Source organism: Rhizobium croatiense (genome assembly GCF_019793465.1).
Classification (GTDB): Bacteria; Pseudomonadota; Alphaproteobacteria; order Rhizobiales; family Rhizobiaceae; genus Rhizobium; species Rhizobium croatiense.
The window spans coordinates 208698-235641 of the sequence record NZ_JAILYJ010000009.1 but is presented as its reverse complement, the minus strand read 5'-3'; the positions used below and the strand labels follow the sequence as shown (position 1 = coordinate 235641).

The window sequence follows — 26944 nt, the reverse complement described above, 5'->3', positions numbered from 1 at the left end:
GATCCGAACGGACCGGTTGGCAGAAGAAATGAGGGGAACGTGTCGCCATTGAATGTGCCGGATTCCGGTGCGTTACTATCCGTCCAGAAGCTGACGAAGTTTTTCGGTGGCTTTGCCGCCTGCAATGAAATCGATCTCGATATCGCGCCGGGCGAAATTCACGCGCTTCTTGGCGAAAATGGCGCAGGCAAATCCACGCTGGTCAAGATGCTGTTCGGCGTTCTGGAGCCGACGCACGGGCATATCCTCTGGCAGGGCAGCCCGGTCGCGGTCACTTCGCCGGGCGAAGCCCGCAAGCTCGGCATCGGCATGGTGTTCCAGCATTTTTCGCTGTTCGAGGCGCTGACCGTTGCCGAAAACATTGCGCTTTCCCTCGATGGCAGCATTCCGATCGACCGGATCGCCGAGGAGGCGAGGGCGCTGTCGGTCGCCTACGGCCTGCCGCTCGATCCGCATGCCCATGTCGCCGATCTCTCCGTCGGCGAGCGCCAGCGGATCGAGATCGTCCGTGCGCTGCTGCAGAACCCGAAGCTGATCATTCTCGACGAGCCGACCTCGGTGCTGACGCCGCAGGAAGCTGACAGGCTGTTCGAGACGCTGTTCAAGCTGCGCGCCGAGGGCCGTTCGGTTCTCTATATCAGCCACCGCCTGGAAGAGGTGCAGCGCATCTGCGATCGCGCCACCGTGCTGCGCCATGGCCGGGTGACCGGCGCCTGCGATCCGAAGCAGGAGACGCCCGCCTCGCTTGCCCGCATGATGGTCGGCAGCGAGGTGGCGACCGTCACCCATCCCGAGCGCTCGGACAAGGGCGAGGTGCAGCTTGCCGTTGCTAACCTTTCCGTCGCAGCCCGCACGCCGTTTGCCATGCCGCTGCGCGATGTCTCCATGGCAGTGCGCGCTGGCGAAATCCTGGCCATCGCCGGTGTGGCCGGCAACGGGCAGAGCGAGCTTTTCGATGCGCTCTCCGGCGAATATCCGGTCGCTTCGGCCGAGGCGATCGTCATCCGCAAGAAGCCTGTGGGCACCGAGGGCATCACCGCCCGCCGTCTGCTCGGCGCCGGCTTCGTGCCGGAGGAGCGGCATGGCCACGCCGCCGTTGCCGCGATGAAACTGTCGGACAATCTGGTGCTGGCCCGCAGTCAATCGGATCGCAAAGCCTTTCTCGGTATTCTCGGCATCATCCGCCATGGCGCGGTGAAATCCGCCGCGCGGCGCATCTCCGAGGCGATGGATGTTCGCAAGAGCGGTGACGATCCCGCCGCCGGTTCTCTGTCCGGCGGCAATCTGCAGAAGTTCATCGTCGGCCGCGAGCTCGACCGCCAACCGGCCGTCCTCATCGTCAATCAGCCGACCTGGGGCGTCGATGCGGGCGCTGCGAGCCGCATCCGCCAGGCCTTGGTCGATCTCGCAAAGGCGGGCTCGGCCGTCGTCGTCATCAGCCAGGATCTCGACGAGATCTTCGAAGTGGCGACCGATATCGCCGTCATTTCCGAAGGGCGCCTTTCCAGGCCCTATCCGGCCGGTGAACTGACGCGTGAAAGAATCGGCTTGCTAATGGGTGGCCTGCACGAAGACAAGCATGCCGCGGAGGCAGCCCATGCGCATTGAATTGGAAAGACGCCCCGACGTCTCGAAGCTCTTTGCCTTCGTCTCGCCGCTGCTGGCGCTTGTCCTGACGCTCGCCTTCGGCGCCATTATGTTCGCCATGCTCGGCAAGGATCCGGTCGAGGCGCTGGACGCCTTCTTCGTCGAGCCGCTGCTCGAAGTCTGGTCGCTGCACGAGCTGGCGATCAAGGCCGCACCGCTGATCCTGATCGCCGTCGGCCTTGCCGTCTGCTATCGCTCGAACAACTGGAATATCGGCGCCGAAGGCCAGTTCACCATCGGCGCCATCACCGGCTCCTATCTGCCGATCGTCTTCTACGACTGGCATTCGCCGCTGGTTCTGCCGCTGATGCTGGTCCTGGGAGCGCTCGGCGGCGCGCTTTTCGCCGCCATCCCGGCGCTGTTGAAGGCGCATTTCAACACCAATGAGATCCTGACATCGCTGATGCTGGTCTATATCGCCCAGCTCTTCCTCGATTGGCTGATTCGCGGCGCCTGGCGCGATCCCAAAGGATTCAATTTTCCCGTCTCGCGCGATTTCGCGCCGGAAGCGGTGCTGCCGGCGATCTGGGAGGAATCGGGCCGGGCCCATTGGGCCTTCATCTTCGCGATCGTTGCGGCGGTCGGCGCCTGGTTCATGCTGCGCTATACGTTGAAAGGCTTCGAGATCGTCGTGCTCGGCCAGTCGGAGCGGGCAGGGCGCTTTGCCGGCTTCTCCTCGAAGAAGATGATCTGGTTCAGCTTCCTCTTCTCCGGCGCTCTTGCGGGCCTCGCCGGAATATCCGAGGTTTCCGGCTCGATCGGCCACCTGCAGCCGGCGATTTCGCCGGGCTATGGCTTCACGGCCATCATCGTCGCCTTCCTGGGGCGGCTTAATCCGCTCGGCATCATCGCATCGGGACTGGTGCTGGCGCTGACGTATCTCGGTGGCGAGGCCGCGCAGCTGTCGCTCGGCGTTTCCGATAAGGTCACCCGCGTTTTTCAGGGGCTGCTGCTCTTTTTCGTCCTCTCCTGCGATACGCTGATCTATTACAAAATCCGCATCGCCTGGTCGCGGGTCAGGGGTGGCGTGGCATGAGCATCTTCGAAGCCATTCTGCTGACTGTTATCACTGCCTCGACGCCGCTCGTGATCGCCGCCCTCGGCGAACTCGTGACGGAGCGTTCGGGCGTTCTCAACCTCGGCGTCGAAGGCGTGATGATCATCGGCGCCGTCGGTGCCTTTGCCGCAGCCCAGCTCACCGGATCGGCCTATATCGGCATTGTCGGCGGCATCGTCAGCGGCGGGCTGTTTTCGCTGCTCTTCGCCTTCCTGACGCTGACGCTCGTCACCAATCAGGTGGCGACGGGCCTTGCCCTGACAATCTTGGGCCTGGGCGCTTCCGGCATGCTCGGCGAAGCCTTCGTCGGCGCGCCCGGCATCCGGCTGCTGCCGATCGAAATCCCGGTGCTCTCGGCGATACCCTATGTCGGAACGGTCCTCTTCAAGCAGGATCTGATCTTCTACCTGTCGATCCTGCTCGTTGTCGCCGTCAACTGGTTCCTCTTCAGGAGCCGTACCGGCCTGAAGATACGCGCCATCGGCGATAATCACGCCTCTGCCCATGCGCTCGGCATCAACGTTATCCGCACGCGCTATCTCGCCGTAATGTTCGGCGGTGCGTGCGCAGGCCTTGCAGGGGCACAGCTGTCGCTGATCTACACGCCGCAGTGGACCGAGAATATGTCGGCAGGGCGCGGCTGGATTGCGCTGGCGCTTGTCGTCTTCTCCTCGTGGCGGCCTTGGCGCCTGATGGCTGGCGGTTATCTCTTCGGGGCGGTGACGATCCTGCAACTGCACGCGCAGGCCTTCGGCGTCGGCATTCCGTCGCAGTTCCTGTCGATGCTGCCCTATGCGGCGACAGTTGTGGTCCTCATCATGATCTCGCATAATCGGCGCACGACGATGATCAATACGCCGGCCTCGCTTGGCAAAGCCTTCGTGCCTGACCGGTGAGCAACAACAAAAGACGGGTTTCAAACTTCCAACCAACAGGGATCAAAATGAAAAAACTTGCACTTGCTCTCGCAGCGACAGCTGCCCTCGTCCTGAGCATCGGTTCGGCTGCCGAGGCTGCCGACAAGACCAAGGTCTGCTTCGTCTATGTCGGCACCCGTACCGATGGCGGCTGGACGCAGGCCCATGAAAACGGCCGCCTCCAGGTCGAGAAGGAATTCGCCGACAAGGTCGAAACGTCCTACCTCGAAAGCGTTCCGGAGGGTCCGGATGCCGAACGCGCCATCGAGCGCATGGCCCGTTCCGGCTGCGCTCTGATCTTCACCACTTCCTTCGGCTACATGGACGCGACCGTTGCCGTCGCCAAGAAGTTCCCGAAGGTGAAATTCGAGCATGCGACGGGCTTCAAGGCCGCAGACAACGTCGCGACCTACAACTCGCGCTTCTACGAAGGCCGCTATATTAGCGGCATTATCGCCGGCAAGCTGTCGAAGACCGGCACGGCTGGCTATATCGCCTCCTTCCCGATCCCCGAGGTGGTGATGGGCATCAACGCCTTTGAAACCGGCGCCAAGTCGGTCAATCCGAACTTCAAGATGAAGGTCATCTGGGTCAATACCTGGTTCGACCCGGGCAAGGAAGCCGATGCCGCCAAGGCGCTGCTCGACCAGGGCGTCGATATTCTCACCCAGCACACGGACACGACCGCTCCGATGCAGGTTGCCGAGCAACGCGGCGTCAAGGCCTTCGGCCAGGCGTCCGACATGATCAAGGCTGGCCCGAACGTACAGCTTACCGCGATCATCGACACCTGGGGCAACTATTACGTCAAGCGCGTCCAGGCGCTCCTCGACGGCACCTGGAAGTCGGAACAGAGCTGGGATGGCCTCAAGGACGGCATTCTGACGATGGCGCCCTACACCAACATGCCCGACGATGTGAAGAAACTCGCCGAGGAAGCCGAAGCCAAGATCAAGTCGGGCGAGCTGCATCCGTTTACCGGCCCGATCAACAAGCAGGACGGTACGCCCTGGCTGAAGGCCGGAGAGAAGGCCGATGATGGCACGCTGCTCGGCATGAACTTCTACGTCGAAGGCGTCGACGACAAGCTTCCGGCGCAATAGCCGGTTGACGACTTTGCAGATGCGAGGGGCGTCCCTGTGGACGCCCTTTTTTTGTTGCGGTGCATCCTAAAAAACCGATTTACAAAAGTAATACTATATGATTTTTTGACCCTGCGCCGCGAAAGAGCGGCATTGGGAGGATATCATGAAATTGAAGACTGCACTCTTGAGTGCTACGATTCTTGCTGCCTGCATGTTCGGTTCGGCTTCGGCCGCCGGCCTGACCGTCGGCTTCTCGCAGATCGGCTCGGAATCGGGTTGGCGTGCGGCTGAAACGACCGTCACCAAGGAGCAGGCCAAGAAGCGGGGCATCGATCTGAAGTTTGCCGACGCCCAGCAGAAGCAGGAAAACCAGATCAAGGCCCTGCGCTCCTTCATCGCCCAGGGCGTCGACGCCATCCTGATTGCTCCGGTCGTCGAAACCGGCTGGGACGATGTTCTCAAGGAAGCCAAGGAAGCCAAGATTCCGGTCATTCTGCTCGACCGCACCATCAAGGCTCCTGACGATCTCTACCTGACGGCTGTCACCTCCGACCTCGTCCATGAAGGCAAGGTCGCCGGCGACTTCCTGGTCAAGACTATTGGCGACAAGAAGTGCAATGTCGTCGAGCTGCAGGGCACGACCGGTTCGTCGCCGGCCATCGCCCGCAAGAAGGGCTTCGAAGAAGCTCTCGCCGGCCACGACAACCTCAAGATCGTTCGCAGCCAGACCGGCGACTTCACCCGCACCAAGGGCAAGGAAGTCATGGAAAGCTTCCTGAAGGCCGAAAATGGCGGCAAGGATATCTGCGCGCTCTACGCCCATAACGACGACATGGCCGTCGGCGCCATCCAGGCGATCAAGGAAGCCGGCCTGAAGCCCGGCAAGGATATCCTCGTCGTCTCGATCGACGCCGTTCCCGATATCTTCAAGGCAATGTCCGAAGGCGAAGCCAATGCCACGGTCGAACTGACGCCGAACATGGCTGGTCCGGCCTTCGATGCGCTCGAAGCCTATCTGAAGGACAAGAAGGCTCCGGCAAAGTGGATCCAGACAGAGTCCAAGCTCTACACGCCCGCCGACGAGCCGATGAAGGTCTACGAAGAGAAGAAGGGTCAGGGCTACTGATTTGAACCTGGAACCGCACCGGTCCATCATGGACCGGTGTGGAACTGCCGGTGCCGGACCGGGCGTCATGCCCGGTTTTGGTGCAGGCGCAAGGCGCAATATCAGGAAACAGCAGCCCTCATGGTTCACAATAACGAGACTATTCTCGCTGCCTCGGCCATATCGAAATTCTTTCCCGGTGCCATCGCATTGGACAAGGTGGATTTCACGCTGCGCCGCGGCGAGGTTCATGCCCTTCTCGGCGAGAACGGCGCCGGCAAATCGACGCTGATCAAGTGCATCACCGGCGCCTACCATCGTGACGAAGGCAGCCTGATGCTGGACGGCCAGGAGATCAATCCGGCCAATACGCTCGCTGCCCAGAAGCTTGGTATCGGCACCGTCTATCAGGAGGTCAACCTCCTCTCTAATCTGAGCGTCGCCGAAAATCTCTTTCTCGGTCGCCAGCCGAAGCGTTTCGGCATGACCGACGTGCGCGCGATGAACCGCAAGGCGCGCGAACTTCTGGCCGGTTACGGCATCGATATCGACGTCACCGCCGAACTCAGTCGCTTCTCGGTCGCTGTCCAGCAGGTGGTGGCGATCGCTCGCGCCGTCGATCTCTCCGGCAAGGTGCTGATATTGGATGAGCCGACGGCGAGCCTCGACAACCAGGAAGTGGCGCTGCTCTTCCGCATCATTGACGGCCTGAAGAAGCGCGGCCTCGGCATCGTCTTCATTACCCATTTCCTCGAGCAGGTCTATGCGATCAGCGATCGCATCACCGTGCTGCGCAATGGCAAGCTTGTCGGCACCCGCGACGCCGCCGAGCTGCCGCGCCAGGGCCTGATCGCCATGATGCTAGGCCGCGAGCTCGCCCAGGCCGAAGAAACGGTCAGGGAACACAGCATTGCGGCGGGCGAGGTCCGCTACAGATTTGCCGGCTACGGCAAACGCGGCAAGGTCAAGCCATTTGATCTCGATGTGCGCGCGGGCGAGGTGGTCGGCATCGCCGGCCTGCTCGGCTCGGGGCGCACCGAAACTGCCGAACTGCTCTTCGGCGTCGAGCATGCCGATAGCGGCAGTGTTACCATCGACGGCCAGCCTGCAACTCTGTCCAGTCCGCGCGCTGCGATCGAAAAGGGCTTCGGCTTCTGCCCCGAGGACCGCAAGACTGATGGCATCGTCGGCGACCTGTCGATCCGAGAAAATATCGCGCTTGCGCTGCAGGCCCGCCGCGGCTGGACCCGGCCGCTGTCGCGCGCCGAGCAGAATGCGCTGGCCGACCGCTACATCAAGGCGCTCGACATCAGAACGACCGACCGTGAAAAGCCGATCCGCCTGCTCTCCGGCGGCAACCAGCAGAAGGCAATCCTTGCCCGCTGGCTGGCGACCAATCCCAAGTTTCTCATCCTCGACGAGCCAACCCGCGGCATCGATGTCGGCGCCCATGCCGAGATCATCCGGCTCATCGAACAGCTCTGCGCCGAAGGCATGTCATTGATCGTAATTTCCTCGGAACTTGAAGAGCTTGTCGCCTATAGTTCACGTGTTATCGTACTTCGCGACAGGCAGCATATCGCCGAACTCACGGGCGAGCGCATCACCGCCGCCGGTATCGTCGATGCCATTGCCGCCGCCGAACACAAGACGGAGGACGCATGAAATCCTCCCGGAATGCGCTGGCCTATCGCCTGGCGCCGCAATTGATCGCTCTCGCTGTCGTTCTTCTGTTGAATTTCATAACGTCACTACAGTTTTTTAATGTGGTGGTTCAGAATGGACGGCTTTATGGCAGCCTGATCGACGTGCTGAATCGCGGAGCGCCGGTGGCGCTCCTGGCGATCGGCATGACGCTGGTAATTGCCACCAAAGGCATCGACCTGTCCGTCGGCGCGGTCATCGCCATCTGCGGCGCCGTTGCTGCGTCATCGATTGTATCCGGCAATTCAGTTGCCTACACCATCTTGTTGACGCTGGTGATCGGACTTGCCTGCGGCGTCTGGAACGGTTTCCTGGTGGCGATCCTCAACATCCAGCCGATTATCGCCACGCTGGTGCTGATGGTCGCCGGCCGCGGCATCGCCCAGCTCATCACCGAGGGCGCCATCCTGACCTTCAACGATGACGGTCTGATCTTCTTCGGCAGCGGTTCCATGGCTCTCCTGCCAATGCCTGTGGTCATCTGGCTGCTCGTCGGGCTGCTGGTAATCCTGCTCGTCCGGCGCACGGCGCTCGGCATGCTGCTCGAGGCCGTCGGCATCAACCGCCGCGCCAGCACGCTCTCCGGCATCCAGACGCCGGTGCTGCTGATGGCCGTCTATATGCTGAGCGGGCTGTGCGCCTCGATCGCAGGCATCATCGTCGCAGCCGACATCAAGGGCGCCGATGCCAACAATGCCGGTCTCTGGCTGGAACTCGACGCCATTCTCGCCGTCGTCGTCGGCGGCAATTCGCTGCTCGGCGGTCGCTTCAGCATCGTGGGATCGCTGATCGGCGCGATGATCATCCAGGCTGTCAATACCGGCATCCTGTCCTCCGGCTTTCCACCCGAATTCAATCTGATCATCAAGGCGGTGATCATCATCGTGATCCTCGTCATCCAGTCGCCGGCGATGCAGTCGCTCGCCATCTTTGCCAGCCGCCGGCAGGGCGGAAGGGAGCAGCCGAAATGAACTCCAAATACCTGCCGCTGCTTGCGACCGTCGTCATCTTCGTGCTCGCCTATGCCGGCTGCACGCTGCAATATCCGAACATGCTGTCGACGCGCGTCATCGGCAATCTTATGACCGACAACGCCTTTCTCGGCATTGCCGCGGTCGGCATGACATTCGTCATCATCTCCGGCGGCATCGATCTGTCGATCGGTTCGGTCATCGCCTTTACCGGCGTCTTCCTTGCCGTCATCCTGCAGAACACCTCGATCCATCCGCTGCTCGCCTTCGCGCTCGTCCTCGTCATCACCACCGCCTTCGGTGCCGTCATGGGCGCGATCATCCATTATCTCGAAATGCCGGCCTTTATCGTCACACTTGCCGGCATGTTCCTGGCGCGCGGTATCGCCTTTGTGCTCTCAATCGACAGCATTCCGATCAACCACGACTACTATTCCACGCTGACGAGCCTCTATTGGCGGCTGCCCGGAGGCGGGCGGTTGACGCTGATCGGCGCCATCATGCTTCTCGTTTTCGCCGCCGGCATCTTCATCGCCCACCGCACCCGCTTCGGCACCAATGTCTATGCGCTCGGCGGCGGTCCGCAGACGGCGCGGCTGATGGGCGTGCCGGTCGGCCGCACGACGATCCAGATCTATGCGCTGTCGGGTTTTCTCGCCGGCCTATCCGGAATCGTTTTTTCGCTGTACACCTCTGCTGGATATTCTCTTGCGGCGGTCGGCGTCGAACTCGACGCGATCGCGGCAGTCGTCATCGGAGGGACGCTGCTGACCGGAGGAGCGGGATTCGTGGCAGGAACCTTGATCGGCATCCTGATCCAGGGGCTCATTCAGACTTACATCACCTTCGACGGCACGCTGTCGAGCTGGTGGACCAAGATCCTGATCGGCCTCCTGCTGTTTGCATTCATCCTGATGCAGAAGGCGATCCTGTTCCTTTCCAGTCTGAACAAGAGGTATGCCTGAGGGGGAGACGGATCGCTTGCGCAACAAATTGATCGAGACACGCAAGACAGGGCGCCGGACCCGGACAAGCCACGCCCAGGTGGTCGACGAGCTCGGCAAGGCGATCGTCGCCGGCACATATCCCGTCGGCTCGATTCTGCCCGGCGACACCGAACTGGCGCAGCGTTTCAAGGTGTCGCGCACGGTCCTGCGCGAGACGATGAAGACCCTCGCCGCCAAGGGCATGGTCGTCGCCAAGGCGCGCGTCGGCACGCGTGTCACCGAGAAAAACCTCTGGAACATGTTCGACAGCGAGATCATCGCCTGGCACTTCGACAGTGGCGTGACGGAAGAATTCCTGTTGCAGCTTTACGATATCCGACTTGCTGTTGAACCCTTCGCCGCCGGCCTCGTCGCCGAGCGGGCCAATGCCGAGGAAATCGAGACGCTGCGCGGGCTGGCGGAGGAGATGGCGGCGAGCGACCACACGGCCGACAGCCTGGCGCTCGCCGACCTGCACTTTCACCTGGCGCTCGCCGAAGCATCGCACAATCCCTTCATGCGCACCCTCGGCAGCCTCATTGAGGCAGCCCTCGTCGGCATGTTCCGCATCAGTACGCCGCCTTCCGAAAATGGGTTTGCCAATATTGCCGACACCCATATGCGCATCGTCGATGCCATCGCTTCCGGTGACAGCGCCGCCGCGCGCCGGGCGATGGAAGTCGTTATCCTGGACGGCCGCGATCATGTGCACGAATCCTTCGCGACCCGAGGCTCTCCTGATCCCATAGAGCCGCTTTCGCCGGCAATTTCACCTAAGTAAGGGCTTTGACCGTCCTATGCCGTTGCGCGTCTTTGGGGACCCGCAAAGGGCGCCGCCGCACTTTCGATCCTTCCATCGCGGCTTCCGAAAATCGATTCCGATTTCAGGAATTATGCAGTATGAGGCAACAAAGCCGCCTCATGGCGCGGATTCGCGGAGCAGATCATGGAACGTACTTGTCTTGCCGTCATCCTAGCTGCCGGTGACAGCACGCGGATGAAATCCTCGAAATCGAAGGTGCTGCATCCGGTCGCCGGGCGGCCGATGATTGCCCATGTCGTCGAGGCAGTCGCCTCCGCCGGCATTTCCGCCGTCGCCCTTGTCGTCGGCCGCGACGCCGAGGAGGTAGCAAAGGCCGCAAGCATCGACGGTGTCAGCGTCGAATCCTATCTGCAGCAGCAGCGCCTCGGCACCGGCCATGCAGTGCTGGCGGCGCGCGAAGCGATCGCCAAGGGTTATGATGATATCCTCGTCACCTATGGCGACGTGCCGCTGCAGACCGACGGCCCGCTGAAAGCCGCCCGCCAGGGTCTTGCCGATGGCAGCGACATCGTCGTTATTGGTTTCCACACCGACCGCCCGACCGGTTATGGCCGGCTGCTTGTCAAGGACGGCGAACTCATCGCCATCCGTGAGGAGAAGGATGCGACCGATGCCGAGCGCGCTGTCACCTGGTGCAACAGCGGGCTGATGGCGATCAACGGCCGCAAAGCGCTCGATCTGCTCTCGCGCATCGGCAATGCCAATGCCAAGGGTGAATTCTACTTGACCGATCTCGTTGAGATCGCCCGCTCGCTCGGCGGCCGTGTTACCGCCGTCGATGCCCCCGAAATCGAGATGACCGGCTGCAACAACCGCGCCGAACTCGCGGTCATCGAGCGCTTCTGGCAGGAACGCCGCCGCCGCGAGATGATGCTGGCGGGCGTCACCATGATCGCACCGGAAACGGTGTTCCTCTGCTACGATACCGTCATCGGCCAGGATGCGCTGATCGAGCCGAATGTTGTCTTCGGTCCCGGCGCGGTGATCGACGGCGGTGCCGTCATTCACGCCTTCTCGCATATCGAAGGCGCCCATGTCAGTGAGGGCGCTACTGTCGGCCCCTTCGCGCGGTTGCGGCCGGGGGCCGATCTCGCCAATGGTTCGAAGGTCGGCAATTTCTGCGAGGTCAAGAACGGCCGGTTGGGCGAGGGCGCCAAGGTCAACCACCTCACCTATATCGGCGATGCCGTCGTCGGCGCCGGCAGCAATATTGGCGCCGGCACGATCACCTGCAATTATGACGGGGTCAACAAGAGCGAAACGGTGATCGGCGAAAACGCCTTCATCGGTTCCAACTCCTCGCTGGTCGCGCCGGTGACGATCGGCGACGGCGCCTATGTTGGCTCCGGCAGCGTCATCACCGCCGACGTGCCGACCGATGCGCTGGCGCTGGGCCGCGCCCGCCAGGAGATCAAGCCCGGCCGGGCGACCCTGCTGCGCGAGCGTGCGCTCGCCATCAAGGCGGCGAAGAAGGCCAAGGCTTGAGGCCGCTTTCCGTAACCGGCGGAAATTGAAAGTGACCGCCGAGGCCATTGAGAAATAAGCAGGAATCGTTAGGACTGGCCTCGCTATCGAAGCCTTGTGGGGATGTTATATGTGCGGAATTGTGGGGATCGTCGGAACTCAGCCTGTTGCGGGGCGCCTTGTCGACGCGCTCAAGCGCCTCGAATATCGCGGTTATGATTCCGCCGGTGTCGCCACCATCCATGAGGGCGTGATGGATCGCCGCCGCGCCGAGGGCAAGCTCTTCAATCTGGAAAAACGCCTCGATGCGGAACCGCTGCCGGGTTTGGTCGGAATCGCCCATACACGCTGGGCGACCCACGGCGTGCCGAATGAGACCAATGCCCATCCGCATTTCGTCGAAGGCGTCGCCGTCGTTCATAACGGCATCATCGAGAACTTCTCCGAGCTTCGTGACGAATTGACCGCGGACGGCTCGTTCTTCGAAACCCAGACCGACACCGAAGTCGTCGCCCAGCTGATGGCGAAATATCTGCGCGAAGGCCTCGAGCCGCGCGCCGCCATGCTGAAGATGCTGAACCGGGTGACCGGCGCCTATGCGCTGGCCGTCATGCTCAAGGCCGATCCCGGCACGATCATGGCCGCCCGTTCCGGCCCACCGCTTGCCGTCGGCTACGGCCGCGGCGAGATGTTTCTCGGCTCAGATGCCATCGCGCTCTCGCCCTTCACCAACGAAATCACCTATCTCGTCGACGGCGACTGCGCCGTCATTACTCGTGATAGCGTCTCGGTGCTCGATTTCACCGGCAAGCCGGTCAAGCGCGCCCGCCAAATCTCGCAGGCAGCCGCCTATGTCGTCGACAAGGGTAATCACCGCCACTTCATGGAAAAGGAAATCTACGAGCAGCCGGAGGTGATCTCCCATGCGCTCAGCCACTATGTCGATTTCGCCGAGAACACGATCGGCGCCAATGCCGCGGCGATCGACTTCAAAGCGGCGACCGGCCTGGCGATTTCGGCCTGCGGCACCGCCTATCTCGCCGGTCTCGTCGGCAAATACTGGTTCGAGCGTTATGCGCGCCTGCCGGTCGAGATCGACGTCGCCTCTGAATTCCGCTACCGCGAAATGCCGCTTTTGCCCTCGCAGGCGGCACTCTTCATCTCGCAGTCCGGCGAAACCGCCGATACGCTGGCATCGCTGCGCTACTGCCGCGACAACGGCCTGAAGATCGGCGCCGTCGTCAATGTCCGCGAATCGACGATCGCACGGGAATCCGACGCCGTCTTCCCGATCATGGCCGGCCCGGAAATCGGCGTCGCCTCCACCAAGGCCTTCACTTGCCAGCTTGCCGTGCTGGCGTCGCTGGCGATCGGCGCCGGCAAGGCACGCGGCACGGTGAGCGCTGATGAGGAGAGGGCGCTGGTGCGTCACCTCGCCGAAATGCCGCGCATCATGAGCCGGGTGCTGAACCTCATCCAGCCGCAGATGGAAAGCCTGTCGCGGGAATTGTCGAAGTGCAAGGACGTGCTCTATCTCGGCCGCGGCACCAGCTTCCCGCTCGCCATGGAAGGCGCGCTGAAGCTCAAGGAAATTTCCTATATCCACGCCGAAGGTTATGCTGCCGGCGAATTGAAGCACGGGCCCATCGCGCTGATCGACGAGAACATGCCGGTTATCGTCATTGCCCCCTATGACCGCTTCTTTGAAAAGACCATCTCCAACATGCAGGAGGTCGCAGCCCGTGGCGGCCGCATCATCTTCATCACCGACGAAGCGGGTGCGGCGGCCTCGAAACTGCCGACCATGGCGACGATTACCCTGCCTGTCGTCGACGAAATCATCGCGCCGATGATCTTCTCGCTGCCGATCCAGCTGCTTGCCTATCACACGGCCGTCTTCATGGGCACCGATGTCGACCAGCCCCGCAATCTGGCGAAATCCGTGACCGTGGAATAAGCCTGGAGGACCGGGGCTTCGCGCCGAAACATATTGTGCGACGCCTCGAATTCTGGCAATTTTGGTATGCGGACAAGGGGGAAGGGCCGGCGTTCCGGCCCGTCCAGGACTGAGATGGAGTTCATCAGGAAACGATGGCCGACAACGCCCCCAGAATGCCGGTCGCGACCCGGCTGAGGAACAATTTTCTCGCAGGCCTGATCATCTGCGCGCCGATCGCGATTACCATCTGGCTGACCTGGACCTTCATCCATTGGTCGGACAGCTGGGTCAGGCCCTACATTCCGGCGCGCTGGAACCCGGAAAGCTATCTCAATTTCGCCATTCCCGGCTTCGGCCTGCTGATCGCCATCGTGCTGATCACCGTCGTCGGCTTCCTCGGCAAGAACCTCATCGGCCAAAGCATCGTCCGTTTCGGCGAATCGATCGTCCAGCGCATGCCGCTGGTGCGCACGATCTACAGAAGCGTGAAGCAGATTTTCGAAACGGTGCTGAAGGAGCAGTCGAACTCCTTCAAGAAGGTCGGGCTTATCGAATATCCAGGCCCCGGCCTCTGGGCGCTGGTCTTCGTCGCCACCGACGCTAAGGGCGAAATCGCCTCGAAATTCAACGCCATGGGCCAGGATATGGTCGCCGTCTTCCTGCCCCCGACGCCGGTGCCGACGGCCGGCTTCCTGATCTTCGTGGCCCGCGAAAAGATTGTCATGCTCGACATGAGCCCGGAAGACGCCGCCAAGTTCCTGATCTCAGGCGGTCTCGTCGCCCCAGAACACACGCCGTTGGAGCCGAAGCAGAAGCATCTGCCGCGGCCGAAGCCGGTGGCGGTTTCAAAAGCGGATTGATGCATGTCGCCCAAAAGTGTTTGGCGGTTTTGGGATAACGACATGCATGGAAAGAAGATTAAAGCGCGCCGCGGCGTGCTTTATCCCGCCCTCAGGAAACGGATCGCCTCATCGCGGCGGAAGAGATAGAGCAAGGTGCGGATCGCCTGTCCTCTGTCACTGGTCAGCTCTGGATCGCGCTCGATGAGATAGGCCGCATCCTTGCGGGCGATCTCCAGCAGGTCGGCATGCGCCTCGAGGCTGGCGATCCGGAAGCCCGGCGTGCCGGACTGGCGGGTGCCGAGCAGCTCGCCTTCGCCGCGCAGCTTCAGATCCTCCTCGGCGATGCGGAAACCGTCCTCGGTCTCGCGCATGATCGAAAGCCTGGCATGGCCGGTTTCGCCGAGCGGCCCCTTGTAGAGCAGGATGCAGGTCGAGGCCTCGTCGCCGCGCCCGACGCGGCCGCGCAACTGATGCAATTGCGCCAGGCCGAAGCGTTCGGCATGTTCGATCACCATGATCGTCGCATCCGGCACGTCGACGCCGACCTCGACGACGGTGGTGGCGACGAGCAGCCGGGTCTCGCCGTTCTTGAAAGCCATCATCGCCGCATCCTTCTCAGGCCCGCTCATGCGGCCGTGGATGAGACCAATATCGGGGCCGAGTGCTGAGACCAGTGTGGCATGCCGCTCCTCGGCCGACATCAGGTCGAGCTCTTCGGATTCTTCGACCAGCGGGCAGATCCAGTAGGCCTTCTTGCCCTCGGCAAGGGCGCTCTGCAGCCGCCCGACAATTTCGCCCGTGCGCTCCATCGGCACGGTGATCGTCTGGATCGGCTTGCGGCCGGCCGGTTTTTCCGTGAGCTTGGAGACGTCCATGTCGCCGAAGGCGGCAAGCACCAGCGTGCGCGGGATCGGTGTCGCCGTCATCACAAGCATGTGCGGCGAGATGCCCTTGGCTGTCAGCCTGAGGCGCTGATGCACGCCGAAACGGTGCTGTTCGTCGACGACGGCCAGCATGAGGTTGGCGTAAGATACAGTATCCTGGAACAGCGCATGCGTACCGATGATGATCTGTGCCGCACCGGAGGCGATGCGCTCCAGGATTTCCTCCCGCTCGCGTCCCTTGGTGCGCCCGGTCAACACCTCGATGCCGAGCCCGGCGGAGGCGGCGAATTTCGAGATCGTCGCGTGGTGCTGGCGCGCCAGGATTTCGGTCGGCGCCATCAGCACGGCCTGGCCGCCGCTCTCGATCACCGCCGCCATCGACATCAGTGCCACCAGCGTCTTGCCGGAGCCGACATCGCCCTGCAGCAGCCGCAGCATGCGCTCGGTGCCGGCCATGTCCTTCAGAATGTCGGCAATCGCCTCGTTTTGGCTTGATGTGGGCGAAAAGGGCAGCGTCTTCAGGATCTTGCCGCTGACCGCACCCGTCGCCTGCACCGGCTGGCCCGCGACCTTGCGCAGCCTCTGGCGCACCAGGCTCAGCGACAGCTGGCCGGCGAGGAACTCGTCATAGGCGAGCCGCCGCTGCGCTGGGGCCTGCGGATCGATATCGGCGGGATCGCGCGGCTCGTGCAGCATATGGAAGCTGTCGCGGATCGACGGCAGGCCCTGCTTCTGCGCCAGCGCCGGGTCGATCCATTCCGGCAGCTCGGGAAAACGCGGTAGGGCGGCATCGATGATCTTGTGCAATGTCTTCGGCGAAAGCCCCGCCGTCAGCGGATAGATCGGCTCGACCAGCGGCAGGTTCTCCGCCTCGTCAGCCCTGACGATATAGTCCGGATGCACCATCGAGGCGCGGCCGTTGAACCAGTCGACCTTGCCGCTGACCGTCACCTCCGCATCAACAGGCAGCTGCTTTTCCAGCCAGGCCGCCTGGCCCCGGAAGAAGACCAGCGTCAGTTCGCCGGTCTCGTCATGCAGGAAGACGCGGTAGGGCACATTGCTCTTGCCGCGCGGCGGCACTTGGTGGCGGTCGACACGGGCGGTGATCGTCACGATCGCGCCCTGCGGCGCGCGGGCGATTCCCGGCTGGTTGCGCCGGTCGATCAGCGAGAAGGGCGCGTGGAAGAGGAGATCGATGACCCGGCAATCCTCCGGCGTCTCGCGACCGAGCAGCTTGACCAGCAGTTCGGCGATCTTCGGGCCGACGCCCGGAAGGCCAGAAATAGGGGAAAACAGAGGATCGAGAATGGCGGGGCGCATGCGGTCAAAATGCGATGAACAATGCGGCCTTGGCAAGGCTGACAAGCCGCTTTCGAGGGGCTATAGAGGCGCATCAACAGGAAGGTAATGCCATGACAGGTGTCACGCTCACGAGTGCCGGTCTCGACCCGCGCCGCCGCCGCATCCTTTTCCGCTGCTGGCATCGCGGCATCCGCGAGATGGATCTGGTCTTCGGCCAGTTCGCCGAAGCCGAGATCGCGACACTTTCGGAAGCCGAACTCGACGAGTTCGAGACGATCATGGCCGAAGAGGACAATGATCTTGTTCGCTGGATCATGGGAACATGGCCGGTGCCTGAGCGTTTCCAGACACCGATGTTTGCCCGCCTCGCCGCCTACACGCCCGATTTCGACAAGCCCCTCAGGACGCCGGAATGATCCCTGGTTTCGATTCGAAGAAGCTTGCGGCCATTGCCGAGCCGCTGACGATCGGCAATGTGCCTGCCGGCCTTGAACCGCTGCTGCTCACCGAACTCGCCCGCACGGGAGAGCCGGTCGCCTATGTCATGTCGGACGGCCACCGTATGGCTGATCTCGAGCAGATGCTGGGCTTCGTCGCCCCCGACATTCCGGTTCTCACCCTGCCGGCCTGGGACTGTCTGCCGTATGACCGCGTCTCGCCGAGCGCCGATACCTCGGCCCGCCGGCTTGCCGCACTCGGCGGCCTCATCGCTCACCGGAAGAAGCCGCATGCGGCCATCGTGCTCGTCACTGCCAATGCCATGCTGCAGAAGGTGGCGCCGCATGATGTCATCGAAAGCCTGAGCTTTTCGGCCCGACCCGGCAACCAGCTGCGCATGGACGATCTCGCCGGACGTCTGGAGCGCAACGGTTTCGACCGCGTCGCGACCGTTCGCGAGGTCGGCGAATATGCCGTGCGCGGCGGCATTCTCGACGTCTTCGTGCCGGGATCGGAAGAGCCGGTCCGCCTCGATTTCTTCGGCGATACGCTGGAATCGATCCGCAGCTTCGATCCGGCAAGCCAGCGCACGACCGGCCAGGTGCGTTCGCTCGATCTCAACCCGATGAGCGAAGTGACGCTGACGCCGGATACGATCAGCCGCTTCCGCAAGAATTACCTGTCGGCGTTCGGCGCGACGACACGCGATGATGCGCTCTATCTCGCCGTCTCCGAAGGCCGCCGTTACCCCGGCATGGAGCATTGGCTGCCGTTCTTCTACGAGAAGCTCGATACCGTTTTCGATTATCTCAGCGGCTTCAGAGTCGTCACCGACCACACGGTGCGTGAGGCGGCCGAGGAGCGCTCCAAGCTCGTCCTCGATTATTTCGACGCCCGCCTGAATTCCGGCAAGCCGGCCAAGGGCCAGATGGCGCAGGGCACGCCCTACAAGCCGGTGACACCGGGCCAGCTTTATCTCGACAGCAAGCTTTTCGCCAAAACCCTCGACGCGCTCGGCGCGATCCGCATCAGTCCCTTCAACGAAATCGAGGGCGAGGCGAGGCGGGTCGTCAACATCGAAGCGCGCCAGGGCCAGCGCTGGGCTCGCTCGAATGCCGAAGGCGGCGGCGATGCCGAACGCGTCAATATTTTCGACGTCGTCGTCAAGCATATCGCCGACCGCCGCGCCGGCGGGGCGAAAGTGCTGGTCACCGCCTGGACCGAAGGTTCGCTGGAGCGGCTGCTGCAGGTTCTGAACGAGCACGGCCTGGAAAAAGTGAAGCCGGTCGAGGCGCTGAAGGATCTCGCGGCGCTGGGCAAAGGCGAGGCCGCCGCTGCCGTGCTCAATCTCGAATCCGGCTTCGAGGCCGGCGATCTCGTCGTTATCGGCGAACAGGATATTCTCGGCGACCGCATGGTGCGCCGCTCCAAGCGCCGCAAGCGCGCCGCCGACTTCATCGCCGAGGTCGCCGGCCTCGACGAGGGCTCGATCGTCGTCCATGCCGAACACGGCATCGGCCGCTTTATCGGCCTCAAGACCATCGAGGCGGCAGGGGCCCCGCATGCCTGCCTCGAACTGCAATATGCCGACGAGGCCAAGCTCTTCCTGCCGGTCGAAAACATCGATCTTCTCTCGCGCTACGGCGGCGAGGGCACCGAGGCCCAGCTCGACAAGCTCGGCGGCGGCGCCTGGCAGATGCGCAAGGCCAAGCTCAAGAAGCGGTTGCTCGATATGGCGGACGCGCTGATCCGCATCGCCGCCGAGCGACTGACGCGCCACGCGCCTGTTCTGACGACGCCGGACGGGCTTTACGACGAGTTTTCCGCCCGCTTCCCCTATGACGAGACCGAGGACCAGGATAACGCCATCGACGCGGTGCGCTCCGATCTCGGCGCCGGCCGGCCGATGGATCGTCTCGTCTGCGGCGACGTCGGCTTCGGCAAGACGGAAGTGGCCTTGCGCGCCGCCTTCGTCGCCGCGATGAACGGCGTCCAGGTTGCCGTCGTCGTGCCGACGACCTTGCTCGCGCGCCAGCATTTCAGGACTTTCTCGGAGCGTTTTCGCGGCCTGCCGGTGCGCGTCCAGCAAGCCTCGCGGCTTGTCGGCGCCAAGGAACTGGCACTGACCAAGAAGGAAGTCTCCGAAGGCAAGACCGATATCGTCGTCGGCACCCATGCGCTGCTGGGCGCCGGCATCAAGTTCGCCAATCTCGGCCTGCTCGTCATCGACGAGGAGCAGCATTTCGGCGTCAAGCACAAGGAGCGGCTGAAGGAGCTGAAGAGCGACGTGCACGTGCTGACGCTGTCGGCGACGCCGATCCCGCGCACGCTGCAGCTCGCCATGACCGGGGTGCGCGAACTGTCGCTAATCACGACGCCGCCGGTCGACCGCATGGCGGTGCGCACCTTCATCTCGCCTTTCGACAGCCTTGTCATCCGCGAGACGCTGATGCGCGAGCACTATCGCGGCGGCCAGAGCTTCTATGTCTGCCCGAGGCTTGCCGACCTTGCCGATGTGCATGCCTTCCTGCAGTCCGACGTGCCGGAGCTGAAGGTCGCCGTTGCCCATGGCCAGATGCCGGCCGGCGAACTCGAAGACATCATGAATGCCTTCTATGAAGGCCGCTACGATGTGCTGCTGTCAACCACCATCGTTGAATCCGGCCTCGACGTGCCGACAGCCAACACCCTGATCGTCCACCGCGCCGATATGTTCGGCCTTGCCCAACTCTATCAGCTGCGCGGCCGCGTCGGCCGCTCGAAGGTGCGCGCTTTTGCGCTCTTCACCCTGCCTGTGAACAAGGTGCTGACGGCAACGGCCGACCGCCGGCTGAAGGTGCTGCAGTCGCTGGATACGCTCGGCGCCGGCTTCCAGCTGGCAAGCCACGACCTCGATATCCGCGGCGCCGGCAACCTGCTCGGCGAAGAGCAGTCCGGCCATATCAAGGAGGTCGGCTTCGAGCTCTATCAGCAGATGCTGGAAGAGGCGGTCGCCGAGGTCAAGGGCGTCGACGAGATCCACGACACCGGCTGGTCGCCGCAAATCTCGGTCGGCACGACGGTGATGATCCCGGAGGACTATGTTCCCGATCTGCATCTGCGCATGGCGCTTTACCGCCGTCTCGGGGAACTCACCGAGCTCAAGGAGATCGACGGCTTCGGCGCCGAGATGATCGACCGCTTCGGCCCGATGCCGATCGAAGTCCAGCATCTCCTGAAGATCGTCTACATCAAGTCGCTCTGCCGCACCGCCAATGTCGAAAAGCTCGATGCCGGCCCGAAGGGCGTCGTCGTTCAGTTCCGCAACAAGGAATTCCCGAACCCCGCAAATCTCGTCGGCTATATCGGCAAGCAGGGCACGATGGCGAAGATCCGCCCCGACCACAGCCTGTTCCTGACCCGCGACCTGCCGACCCCGGAAAAGCGCCTGCAGGGCGCCGCCGTGATCATGACGCAACTGGCCGAAATGGCGAAATAAACTGAGGGGGACAGGCATGGCGACATATGGCGCAACGATCGTCTGGGAGCGCAACGGCGAAACCTTCACCGACAACCGCTACAGCCGCGCCCACCGCTGGACCTTCGATGGCGGCATCGAGGTGAGGGCGTCCTCGTCCACGCATGTCGTTCCGCTTCCCTATTCCGCCGAAGACGCCGTCGATCCGGAAGAGGCCTTTGTCGCCTCGCTCTCCAGCTGCCACATGCTCTGGTTCCTGTCGATTGCCGCCAAACAGCGCTTCTGCGTCGACAGCTACAGCGATGCCGCCGAGGGCATCATGGAAAAGAATGCCGAAGGCCGTCTTGCCATGACTGTGGTGACACTGAAGCCACGTGTTGTCTTCAGTGGCGACAAGCAGCCCTCGCTGAGCGAGCTCGAGGCGCTGCACCATCGCGCCCACGATGAATGTTTCATCGCCAACTCGGTGAAGACCGAGGTGCGCTGCATTCCGGTTCTTGGCTGAAGGCTGATACTGTTCAGTCGGCTGGCGGTTCTGGCCAACCGATCAGTCTTGCCCATTCATTGGCGCCGTCCGTGATAATGATGGCCGTCGAGCGATGTGATGCAGATAGGCTCCAGCAGGGGCTGCGCGCATAATGGCGCGTTTGAGCGCTGCGAAATCCTCGACCCAACTCCGTCGCGGCTCTTCGATCTCGATGCGCATCAGCGCCTCAGTTGAGCCCCGATCGCGCCTCGGCTTTCGCCTTGGCGATATCGCGCAGCGCATTCGCCAGCACATCGGGCGTCTGCGCGCCGCTGACGGCATATTGCTGGTCGAAGATGAAGAACGGCACGCCGTTGACGCCCATTTCCTGCGCCGCCTTGATTTCGGCGACGATCAGATCACGATCGGCATCGGAGGCGATCAACGAGGCGATGACCGAGCGGTCCAGGCCGGTCTTTTCGGCGATATCGAGCAGCACCGCGTGGTCGCCGACATTGCGGCCTTCTTCGAAATTCGCTTTGAACAGGTCTGCGACGACTGCGTCCTGCTTTTCGCGGCCTTCGATCATCGCCCAGTGGATCAGCCGATGGGCGTCGAGCGTGTTCGGGCCGATCTTGATCGCCTCGAAATCGAAGGCGATGCCGACCTCGCGGCCGAGATCGGTCAGCATCTTGTGGGCCTGCGCCACGCGCTCCTCGCCGCCGAGCTTCTCGGCCAGCGCCCTCTTCTGGTCGACGCCTTCTTTGGGATAATCGGGATTGAGCCGGTACGGCCGCCAGTTGATGTCGACACCGATCTCGTCCTGCACCTCGGCGATGGCGAGCTCCAGCCGCGCCTTGCCGAGATAGCACCAGGGGCAGACGACATCCGAGACGACGTCGATGGTGATACGCTCCATGATGATCTTCCTTATTTCTGCGCGTCTCCGGTGGAGACATCGGGCCCAGGCCTTCGGCCGCTTCTATTGGGCGCTTGTATCCCACCATATCGGCAGCTGATAGCCATAAAGCGGTACCGTGTCGGGATGGCCGATGCGTTTGCTGCGCGCCACCCACTGCTGGTCCATGTGATAGAGCGGCAGCACGTAGTGGCTCGACAGCAGCAGCCGGTCGTAGGAGCGAACCGCCGCGGTGAATTCTTCCGCCGAGCGCGCCCTCAGCAGATGGTCGATCAGCGTGTCGAGATCGGGATCGTTGGCGCCGGCAAAGCTGTCCGAGCCCTCGCGCGTGCGGGCAGCCGAAGACCAGCGGCCGAGCTGCTCGTTTCCAGGCGACAGCGACGAGGTAAAGGACTTCATGATCATATCGTAATCGAAGCTGTTCGTGCGGCTCTGATATTGCGAATCATCGACCGTGCGGATCGACGCCGCGATACCGATCGCCTGCAGCGAACGCTGGTACGCGACAGCGAGCTTCTCCTGGTCGGCATTCTGCGTCATGATTTCAAAAGCGAGTTGCCGCCCCGAGGAATCGGCCATCTTGCCGCCCTGGATCGTATAGCCGCTCTCCTTCAACAGCCCGACCGCCTGCTTCAGCACGTTGCGATCGCGGCCGGAGCCGTCGGTGACCGGCAGCTTGTAGGTACCGTCGAGAATGTCGGAGGCGATCTTGTCCTTGATCGGTCCGAGTAGCGCAAGCTCCGCGGCATTGGCGGGCACGCCGAAGCTCGAAAGCTCGGAATTCTGCCAGAAACTCTGAGTGCGCTTGTAGGCGCCGGAATAGAGGTTTTTGTTCGCCCATTCGAAATCGAACACCAGTGACAAGCCCTCACGCACTTTCGGATCGGCAAAGATCGGCCGCCGCGTGTTGAAGACGAAGCCGAGCATGCCGCTCGGCAGTTTCGGCGTGAACACGTCCTTGATGATAGCCCCGGAGGTGACCGCGGGGAAATTATAGGCATTGGCCCAGTGACCGGGATTGCCGTCGGGATAGATGTCGACATCGCCCTTTTTGAAGGCTTCGAACAACGTCGTGTCCTGCAGATAATACTGGACGGTGATCTGATCGTAATTGTCGGTGCCGACCTTGGCAGGAATGTCCTTGCCCCAGTAATTCGGATCGCGCTCATAGGTGATGCTTTCGCCGGGCTTCACCGCCTCCACCTTGTAGGGGCCGGAACCGACCGGCGGCGTCAGCGATGTGCGATCAAAGGTTTGGGGATCGATCGCATGTTTCGGCAGCACCGGGAAAAGGCCGAAAATCAAAGGCGTCTCTCGGTCGGCCTTGTCATTGAAGGTAAAGCGCACGCTGTGTTCGCCGACCTTCTCCATCTTGGCGACGACCTTGAGGCGGTTGGCGAAAGGGACGCGGCCCTTGTCACGCAACAGCTCGAAGCTGAACATCACGTCATCCGGCGTTACCGGCTGGCCGTCGGACCATTTTGCCTTCGGATTGAGGTTGAACTGAATGAAGCTCCTGTCGTCGTCCCATTCGACGGTCTGGGCAAGCAGGCCGTAAAGCGTGAAGGGCTCGTCCCTGGAGCGCTGCATCAGCGATTCGTAGACGAGGTTGCCGTAGTCCGGGTCCCACATGCCGCGTGCCGTCGTGCGCATGCTCTTCAGAATGAACGGGTTGAGGTTGTCGAAGGTGCCGACGACCCCATAGGTGATCTTGCCGCCCTTCTTGACGTCGGGATTGACGTAAGGGAAGTGCTTGTAATCCGACGGCAGGGCCGGCTCGCCATGCATCGCAATGCCGTGCAGCGGCTCGGCAGCGACGGTGCCGCAGAGCAGCGAGAGGACGAGGGGGACGACGATCCGGAGCATTCGGCAATCCTTGAAATCCGCGAAAATGGGCATGATTCACGCCGGAGATTAGCATGGGGTCGACCGATTCCAACACGCGGACGCGATTTCTTTGGCGCCGGCGATGAAATAGCTGCTCGAATTGCCAAAGAAATGCTGGATATCTTGAACGCTGCGATGTAACAGGTGAACCCGAAGTTTCGGGGTCATGCATTTGCCTCATTTTTCTATGAGGTGAGTGCCGAACGACCCGATGGTTGGGGCGGCACGTCGTTGCCCCGAACGGATATCAGGAGACGGAATTCGTTATGATGTTCAAGTCTGAAAAGAAAATGCGGGCAGCACTGTCCGTTCTGGCAGTGATGTTCGGCGCCGCTTCGGCTCCGGTCTCCTCCTTCGCCCAGGATGCGGCGGCTCCAGGTCCTGCCCAGGGCGTCGGCGCCCCTAAGCTCGGCTGGTACAAGACCTGCACCAAGCAGGAAGACAACGACATCTGTGTCGTCCAGAACCTGATTCTCGCCAATGGCGGCCAGCTCGTCACGGCCGTCGGCCTGATCTCGGTCACCGGCAAGATCAACCGCAAGATTCTGCAGGTCTCCGTTCCCACCGCGCGCCTGATTCCTCCCGGAATCATGATGCAGATCGATGGTGGCAAGGGCCAGAAGCTCGATTACGCCGTCTGCCTGCCGGACAAATGCACCGCCGAAATCCCGCTGACCGATGCGATGATCGCCAGCCTCAAGAAGGGCAGCGACGTGATCTTTACCTCGATCAACTTCCGCCGCGCCCCGAACCCGATCAAGATCTCGCTCGAAGGCTTCACCGGCGCTTATGACGGCGAACCGGTTACCGAAAACAAGCTTGCTGAAAGCCAGCGCAGCCTGCAGGAAGGCATGCAGAAGAAGGCTGACGAAGCCCGCAAGAAGCTGGAAGACGCCCAGAAGGCAGCCAAGGCGCAGTAATCCTGCCGCCATATTGAATTAGAAACCCGGCTTCAAGCCGGGTTTTTTGTTGCTAAGCATCCCTCTCTTCTGGGTTACACATGGCTCTTCGGCAGCCGGATGAGGGGGCTTCCCAGCGAAAGACAAAAGCCGGGGTTGCAGCCAAAAGAAAAGGCCTCGCCGGGATCGCGAGGCCTTATGTTACAATGGGATCAGGATGTCTTTAGTGGGCGAAGCTCATCTTGGGTTTGAACTGCCCTGACGGGCTCTGATCGAAAATCTGGTAGACCTGCTCGTTGCGAAGCGGCGTGCCGCTTTCGTCGTTTACCAGGTTCTGCTCGGAGACATAGGCGACATATTCGCTCTCGTCATTTTCGGCGAGTAGGTGGTAGAAGGGCTGATCCTTGCTGGGGCGCACCTCGGCGGGGATGGAATTCCACCATTCCTCCGTATTGGCGAACTCCGGATCCACGTCGAAGATGACGCCGCGAAACGGAAAAACCTTGTGCCGAACCACTTCGCCGATACTGAACTTTGCTACTCTTTCTTTCATGGTACGACTTCCTTTCATCACCGGATTTGGTGATTGGCGGCTCATAAATCAAGATTTTTGAGCCAGTTCGTCACATGAACGTCATATCCTCGCCGTCTGCCGTTCGTGACGTGGGAGGCGAAAGCCCCAGCAAGCCGGGGCTTTCGGTCTTCGATTGATCAGGCCGAATAATACATGTCGTATTCGACCGGGTGCGGCGTCATTTCGAAACGCATCACCTCTGCCATCTTCAACTCGATGAAGGCATCGATCTGGTCGTCGTCGAAGACACCGCCGGCCGTCAGGAACTTACGGTCCTTATCGAGGCTTTCCAGCGCCTCACGCAACGAGCCGCAGACGGTCGGAATCTTCTTCAATTCCTTCGGCGGCAGGTCGTAGAGATCCTTGTCCATGGCCTTGCCGGGATGGATCTTGTTCTTGATGCCGTCGAGGCCGGCCATCAGCATGGCGGCAAAGGCGAGATAGGGGTTGGCGGTCGGATCCGGGAAGCGGACTTCGACGCGCTTGGCCTTCGGATTGGAGCCGAACGGAATACGGCAGGAGGCTGACCGGTTGCGGGCCGAATAGGCGAGCAGCACCGGCGCTTCATAACCCGGCACGAGACGCTTGTAGGAGTTCGTCGACGGATTGGTGAAAGCGTTGATCGCCTTGGCATGCTTGATGATGCCGCCGATGTAGAACAGGCAGGTTTCAGAAAGACCGGCATATTCGTCGCCGGCAAAGGTCGGCTTGCCGCCCTTCCAGATCGACTGGTGCACGTGCATGCCCGAACCGTTGTCGCCGAAGATCGGCTTCGGCATGAAGGTTGCCGTCTTGCCGTAGGCGTTCGCCACCTGGTGCACGACGTACTTGTAGATCTGCATCTTGTCAGCGTTGCGCACCAGGGTGTCGAACTTGATGCCGAGTTCGTGTTGGGCGGCTGCCACTTCATGGTGATGCTTTTCGACGACGACGCCCATTTCAGAGAGAACCGTCAGCATTTCCGAACGCATATCCTGGGCGCTGTCGACCGGCGGGACCGGGAAGTAGCCGCCCTTGACGCGCGGGCGATGGCCGAGGTTGCCGGTCTCGTAATCGGTGTCGTCGTTCGACGGCAGCTCGGTCGAATCGAGCTTGAAGCCGGTATTGTAGGGATCGGCCTTGTACTTGACGTCGTCGAAGACGAAGAATTCGGCTTCCGGGCCGACGAAGACCGTGTCGCCGATGCCGGATGCCTTCAGATAGGCTTCGGCTTTCTTGGCGGTGCCGCGCGGATCGCGGTTATAGGCTTCGCCGGAAACCGGATCGAGAATGTCGCAGACGATAACCATGGTCGACTGAGCGAAGAATGGGTCCATATGTACCGTTTCGGTGTCGGGCATCAGCACCATGTCGGACTCGTTGATGGCCTTCCAACCGCCGATCGAAGAGCCGTCGAACATCACCCCGTCAGCGAACATGTCCTCGTCGACGCTGGCAATGTCCATCGTGACGTGCTGCAGCTTGCCCTTCGGGTCGGTGAAACGCAGATCGACGAACTTGACGTCGTTTTCCTGGATCTGCTTCAGAATTTCGCTTGCGGTCGCCATTAAATACCTTCCTCCAATTTGCAATGACAAT

At 61.9% G+C, this 26944-nt stretch carries 21 protein-coding genes; 16 read left to right on the top strand and 5 right to left on the bottom strand.

The genetic code is table 11. From position 1 onward, the window contains the following. The first annotated feature begins 39 nt into the window (after window positions 1-39). From K6M89_RS16830 to K6M89_RS16775, 12 genes are all read left to right on the top strand, one after another. Entirely contained in the window at window positions 40-1608 is a 1569-nt protein-coding gene (locus K6M89_RS16830; RefSeq protein ID WP_222140209.1) for an ABC transporter ATP-binding protein, read from the top strand. Further along, window positions 1598-2683 (top strand): ABC transporter permease, encoded by a 1086-nt coding sequence (locus K6M89_RS16825; protein WP_222140208.1) that lies wholly within the window; start codon window positions 1598-1600, stop codon window positions 2681-2683. Before K6M89_RS16830 ends, K6M89_RS16825 begins: the two co-directional genes overlap by 11 nt. Then, window positions 2680-3600: an ABC transporter permease gene (locus K6M89_RS16820; RefSeq protein WP_222140207.1), complete on the top strand. Its 921-nt coding sequence runs from the start codon at window positions 2680-2682 to the stop codon at window positions 3598-3600. Before K6M89_RS16825 ends, K6M89_RS16820 begins: the two co-directional genes overlap by 4 nt. 47 nt (window positions 3601-3647) lie before the next feature. Then, window positions 3648-4724 (top strand): BMP family ABC transporter substrate-binding protein, encoded by a 1077-nt coding sequence (locus K6M89_RS16815; RefSeq protein WP_222140206.1) that lies wholly within the window; start codon window positions 3648-3650, stop codon window positions 4722-4724. Between the two features lie 145 nt (window positions 4725-4869). Continuing rightward, window positions 4870-5832, top strand: coding sequence for a galactofuranose ABC transporter, galactofuranose-binding protein YtfQ (gene ytfQ / locus K6M89_RS16810; protein ID WP_097579261.1), 963 nt, complete (start codon window positions 4870-4872; stop codon window positions 5830-5832). A gap of 120 nt (window positions 5833-5952) precedes the next feature. Then, window positions 5953-7476, top strand: a complete 1524-nt coding sequence (gene ytfR / locus K6M89_RS16805; protein WP_097579262.1) for a galactofuranose ABC transporter, ATP-binding protein YtfR — start codon at window positions 5953-5955, stop codon at window positions 7474-7476. Beyond that, window positions 7473-8486, top strand: a complete 1014-nt coding sequence (locus tag K6M89_RS16800; protein WP_222140205.1) for an ABC transporter permease — start codon at window positions 7473-7475, stop codon at window positions 8484-8486. Before ytfR ends, K6M89_RS16800 begins: the two co-directional genes overlap by 4 nt. Continuing rightward, window positions 8483-9451, top strand: coding sequence for a galactofuranose ABC transporter, permease protein YjfF (gene yjfF, locus K6M89_RS16795; protein WP_222140204.1), 969 nt, complete (start codon window positions 8483-8485; stop codon window positions 9449-9451). The genes K6M89_RS16800 and yjfF overlap by 4 nt, the downstream gene beginning before the upstream one ends. A gap of 16 nt (window positions 9452-9467) precedes the next feature. Beyond that, window positions 9468-10253, top strand: coding sequence for a FadR/GntR family transcriptional regulator (locus K6M89_RS16790; protein WP_222140203.1), 786 nt, complete (start codon window positions 9468-9470; stop codon window positions 10251-10253). Window positions 10254-10418: 165 nt separating this feature from the next. Further along, complete coding sequence (gene glmU, locus K6M89_RS16785; protein WP_222140202.1) at window positions 10419-11780, top strand: bifunctional UDP-N-acetylglucosamine diphosphorylase/glucosamine-1-phosphate N-acetyltransferase GlmU; 1362 nt, start codon at window positions 10419-10421, stop codon at window positions 11778-11780. Between the two features lie 109 nt (window positions 11781-11889). Further along, window positions 11890-13716, top strand: a complete 1827-nt coding sequence (glmS, locus tag K6M89_RS16780; protein WP_222140201.1) for a glutamine--fructose-6-phosphate transaminase (isomerizing) — start codon at window positions 11890-11892, stop codon at window positions 13714-13716. A gap of 134 nt (window positions 13717-13850) precedes the next feature. Continuing rightward, entirely contained in the window at window positions 13851-14558 is a 708-nt protein-coding gene (locus tag K6M89_RS16775) for a DUF502 domain-containing protein (RefSeq protein ID WP_222140200.1), read from the top strand. 80 nt (window positions 14559-14638) lie between these two features. Here K6M89_RS16775 and recG read toward each other — a convergent pair whose 3' ends face one another. Next, a complete protein-coding gene (recG, locus tag K6M89_RS16770; RefSeq protein WP_222140199.1) occupies window positions 14639-16744 on the bottom strand; it encodes an ATP-dependent DNA helicase RecG in 2106 nt (701 codons plus the stop codon). A gap of 92 nt (window positions 16745-16836) precedes the next feature. Here recG and K6M89_RS16765 point away from each other — a divergent pair, with 92 nt between their 5' ends. From K6M89_RS16765 to K6M89_RS16755, 3 genes are read left to right on the top strand one after another with little or no spacing between them, the layout of a single operon-like run. After that, window positions 16837-17142, top strand: coding sequence for an FAD assembly factor SdhE (locus K6M89_RS16765; protein WP_003579224.1), 306 nt, complete (start codon window positions 16837-16839; stop codon window positions 17140-17142). Continuing rightward, complete coding sequence (mfd, locus tag K6M89_RS16760) at window positions 17139-20642, top strand: transcription-repair coupling factor (RefSeq protein WP_222140198.1); 3504 nt, start codon at window positions 17139-17141, stop codon at window positions 20640-20642. The genes K6M89_RS16765 and mfd overlap by 4 nt, the downstream gene beginning before the upstream one ends. A gap of 16 nt (window positions 20643-20658) precedes the next feature. Then, window positions 20659-21126, top strand: a complete 468-nt coding sequence (locus tag K6M89_RS16755; protein WP_222140197.1) for an OsmC family protein — start codon at window positions 20659-20661, stop codon at window positions 21124-21126. Between the two features lie 208 nt (window positions 21127-21334). On the opposite strand, the gene K6M89_RS16750 is transcribed toward K6M89_RS16755, so the two are convergent. Together K6M89_RS16750 and K6M89_RS16745 are read right to left on the bottom strand one after the other, a co-directional pair. Further along, window positions 21335-22006 carry a DsbA family oxidoreductase gene (locus K6M89_RS16750; RefSeq protein WP_222140196.1) on the bottom strand — a complete coding sequence of 224 codons (672 nt, stop codon included), beginning with the start codon at window positions 22004-22006 and terminating at the stop codon, window positions 21335-21337. Window positions 22007-22069: 63 nt separating this feature from the next. Next, complete coding sequence (locus tag K6M89_RS16745) at window positions 22070-23872, bottom strand: extracellular solute-binding protein (protein ID WP_222140235.1); 1803 nt, start codon at window positions 23870-23872, stop codon at window positions 22070-22072. A gap of 287 nt (window positions 23873-24159) precedes the next feature. Here K6M89_RS16745 and K6M89_RS16740 point away from each other — a divergent pair, with 287 nt between their 5' ends. Beyond that, window positions 24160-24813, top strand: coding sequence for an invasion associated locus B family protein (locus tag K6M89_RS16740; protein WP_010030460.1), 654 nt, complete (start codon window positions 24160-24162; stop codon window positions 24811-24813). Between the two features lie 202 nt (window positions 24814-25015). Here the strand turns inward: K6M89_RS16740 and hspQ are convergent, their stop codons facing one another. Both hspQ and glnA read right to left on the bottom strand, forming a co-directional pair. Then, entirely contained in the window at window positions 25016-25345 is a 330-nt protein-coding gene (gene hspQ / locus K6M89_RS16735) for a heat shock protein HspQ (protein ID WP_222140195.1), read from the bottom strand. Between the two features lie 158 nt (window positions 25346-25503). Beyond that, complete coding sequence (glnA, locus tag K6M89_RS16730) at window positions 25504-26913, bottom strand: type I glutamate--ammonia ligase (protein WP_097579277.1); 1410 nt, start codon at window positions 26911-26913, stop codon at window positions 25504-25506. Window positions 26914-26944 lie beyond the last annotated feature (31 nt).

Excerpts from the sequence above, each read along its gene's own strand:
- K6M89_RS16815 (WP_222140206.1), top strand. The coding sequence starts at position 3,648 with ATGAAAAAACTTGCACTTGCTCTCGCAGCGACAGCTGCCCTCGTCCTG.
- mfd (WP_222140198.1), top strand. The coding sequence starts at position 17,139 with ATGATCCCTGGTTTCGATTCGAAGAAGCTTGCGGCCATTGCCGAGCCG.
- K6M89_RS16750 (WP_222140196.1), bottom strand. The coding sequence starts at position 22,006 with ATGGAGCGTATCACCATCGACGTCGTCTCGGATGTCGTCTGCCCCTGG.
- K6M89_RS16765 (WP_003579224.1), top strand. The coding sequence starts at position 16,837 with ATGACAGGTGTCACGCTCACGAGTGCCGGTCTCGACCCGCGCCGCCGC.
- K6M89_RS16755 (WP_222140197.1), top strand. The coding sequence starts at position 20,659 with ATGGCGACATATGGCGCAACGATCGTCTGGGAGCGCAACGGCGAAACC.
- yjfF (WP_222140204.1), top strand. The coding sequence starts at position 8,483 with ATGAACTCCAAATACCTGCCGCTGCTTGCGACCGTCGTCATCTTCGTG.
- K6M89_RS16820 (WP_222140207.1), top strand. The coding sequence starts at position 2,680 with ATGAGCATCTTCGAAGCCATTCTGCTGACTGTTATCACTGCCTCGACG.
- K6M89_RS16800 (WP_222140205.1), top strand. The coding sequence starts at position 7,473 with ATGAAATCCTCCCGGAATGCGCTGGCCTATCGCCTGGCGCCGCAATTG.
- ytfR (WP_097579262.1), top strand. The coding sequence starts at position 5,953 with ATGGTTCACAATAACGAGACTATTCTCGCTGCCTCGGCCATATCGAAA.
- ytfQ (WP_097579261.1), top strand. The coding sequence starts at position 4,870 with ATGAAATTGAAGACTGCACTCTTGAGTGCTACGATTCTTGCTGCCTGC.
- K6M89_RS16740 (WP_010030460.1), top strand. The coding sequence starts at position 24,160 with ATGATGTTCAAGTCTGAAAAGAAAATGCGGGCAGCACTGTCCGTTCTG.
- recG (WP_222140199.1), bottom strand. The coding sequence starts at position 16,744 with ATGCGCCCCGCCATTCTCGATCCTCTGTTTTCCCCTATTTCTGGCCTT.
- K6M89_RS16745 (WP_222140235.1), bottom strand. The coding sequence starts at position 23,872 with ATGCTCCGGATCGTCGTCCCCCTCGTCCTCTCGCTGCTCTGCGGCACC.
- hspQ (WP_222140195.1), bottom strand. The coding sequence starts at position 25,345 with ATGAAAGAAAGAGTAGCAAAGTTCAGTATCGGCGAAGTGGTTCGGCAC.
- glmS (WP_222140201.1), top strand. The coding sequence starts at position 11,890 with ATGTGCGGAATTGTGGGGATCGTCGGAACTCAGCCTGTTGCGGGGCGC.
- K6M89_RS16775 (WP_222140200.1), top strand. The coding sequence starts at position 13,851 with ATGGCCGACAACGCCCCCAGAATGCCGGTCGCGACCCGGCTGAGGAAC.
- K6M89_RS16825 (WP_222140208.1), top strand. The coding sequence starts at position 1,598 with ATGCGCATTGAATTGGAAAGACGCCCCGACGTCTCGAAGCTCTTTGCC.
- glmU (WP_222140202.1), top strand. The coding sequence starts at position 10,419 with ATGGAACGTACTTGTCTTGCCGTCATCCTAGCTGCCGGTGACAGCACG.
- glnA (WP_097579277.1), bottom strand. The coding sequence starts at position 26,913 with ATGGCGACCGCAAGCGAAATTCTGAAGCAGATCCAGGAAAACGACGTC.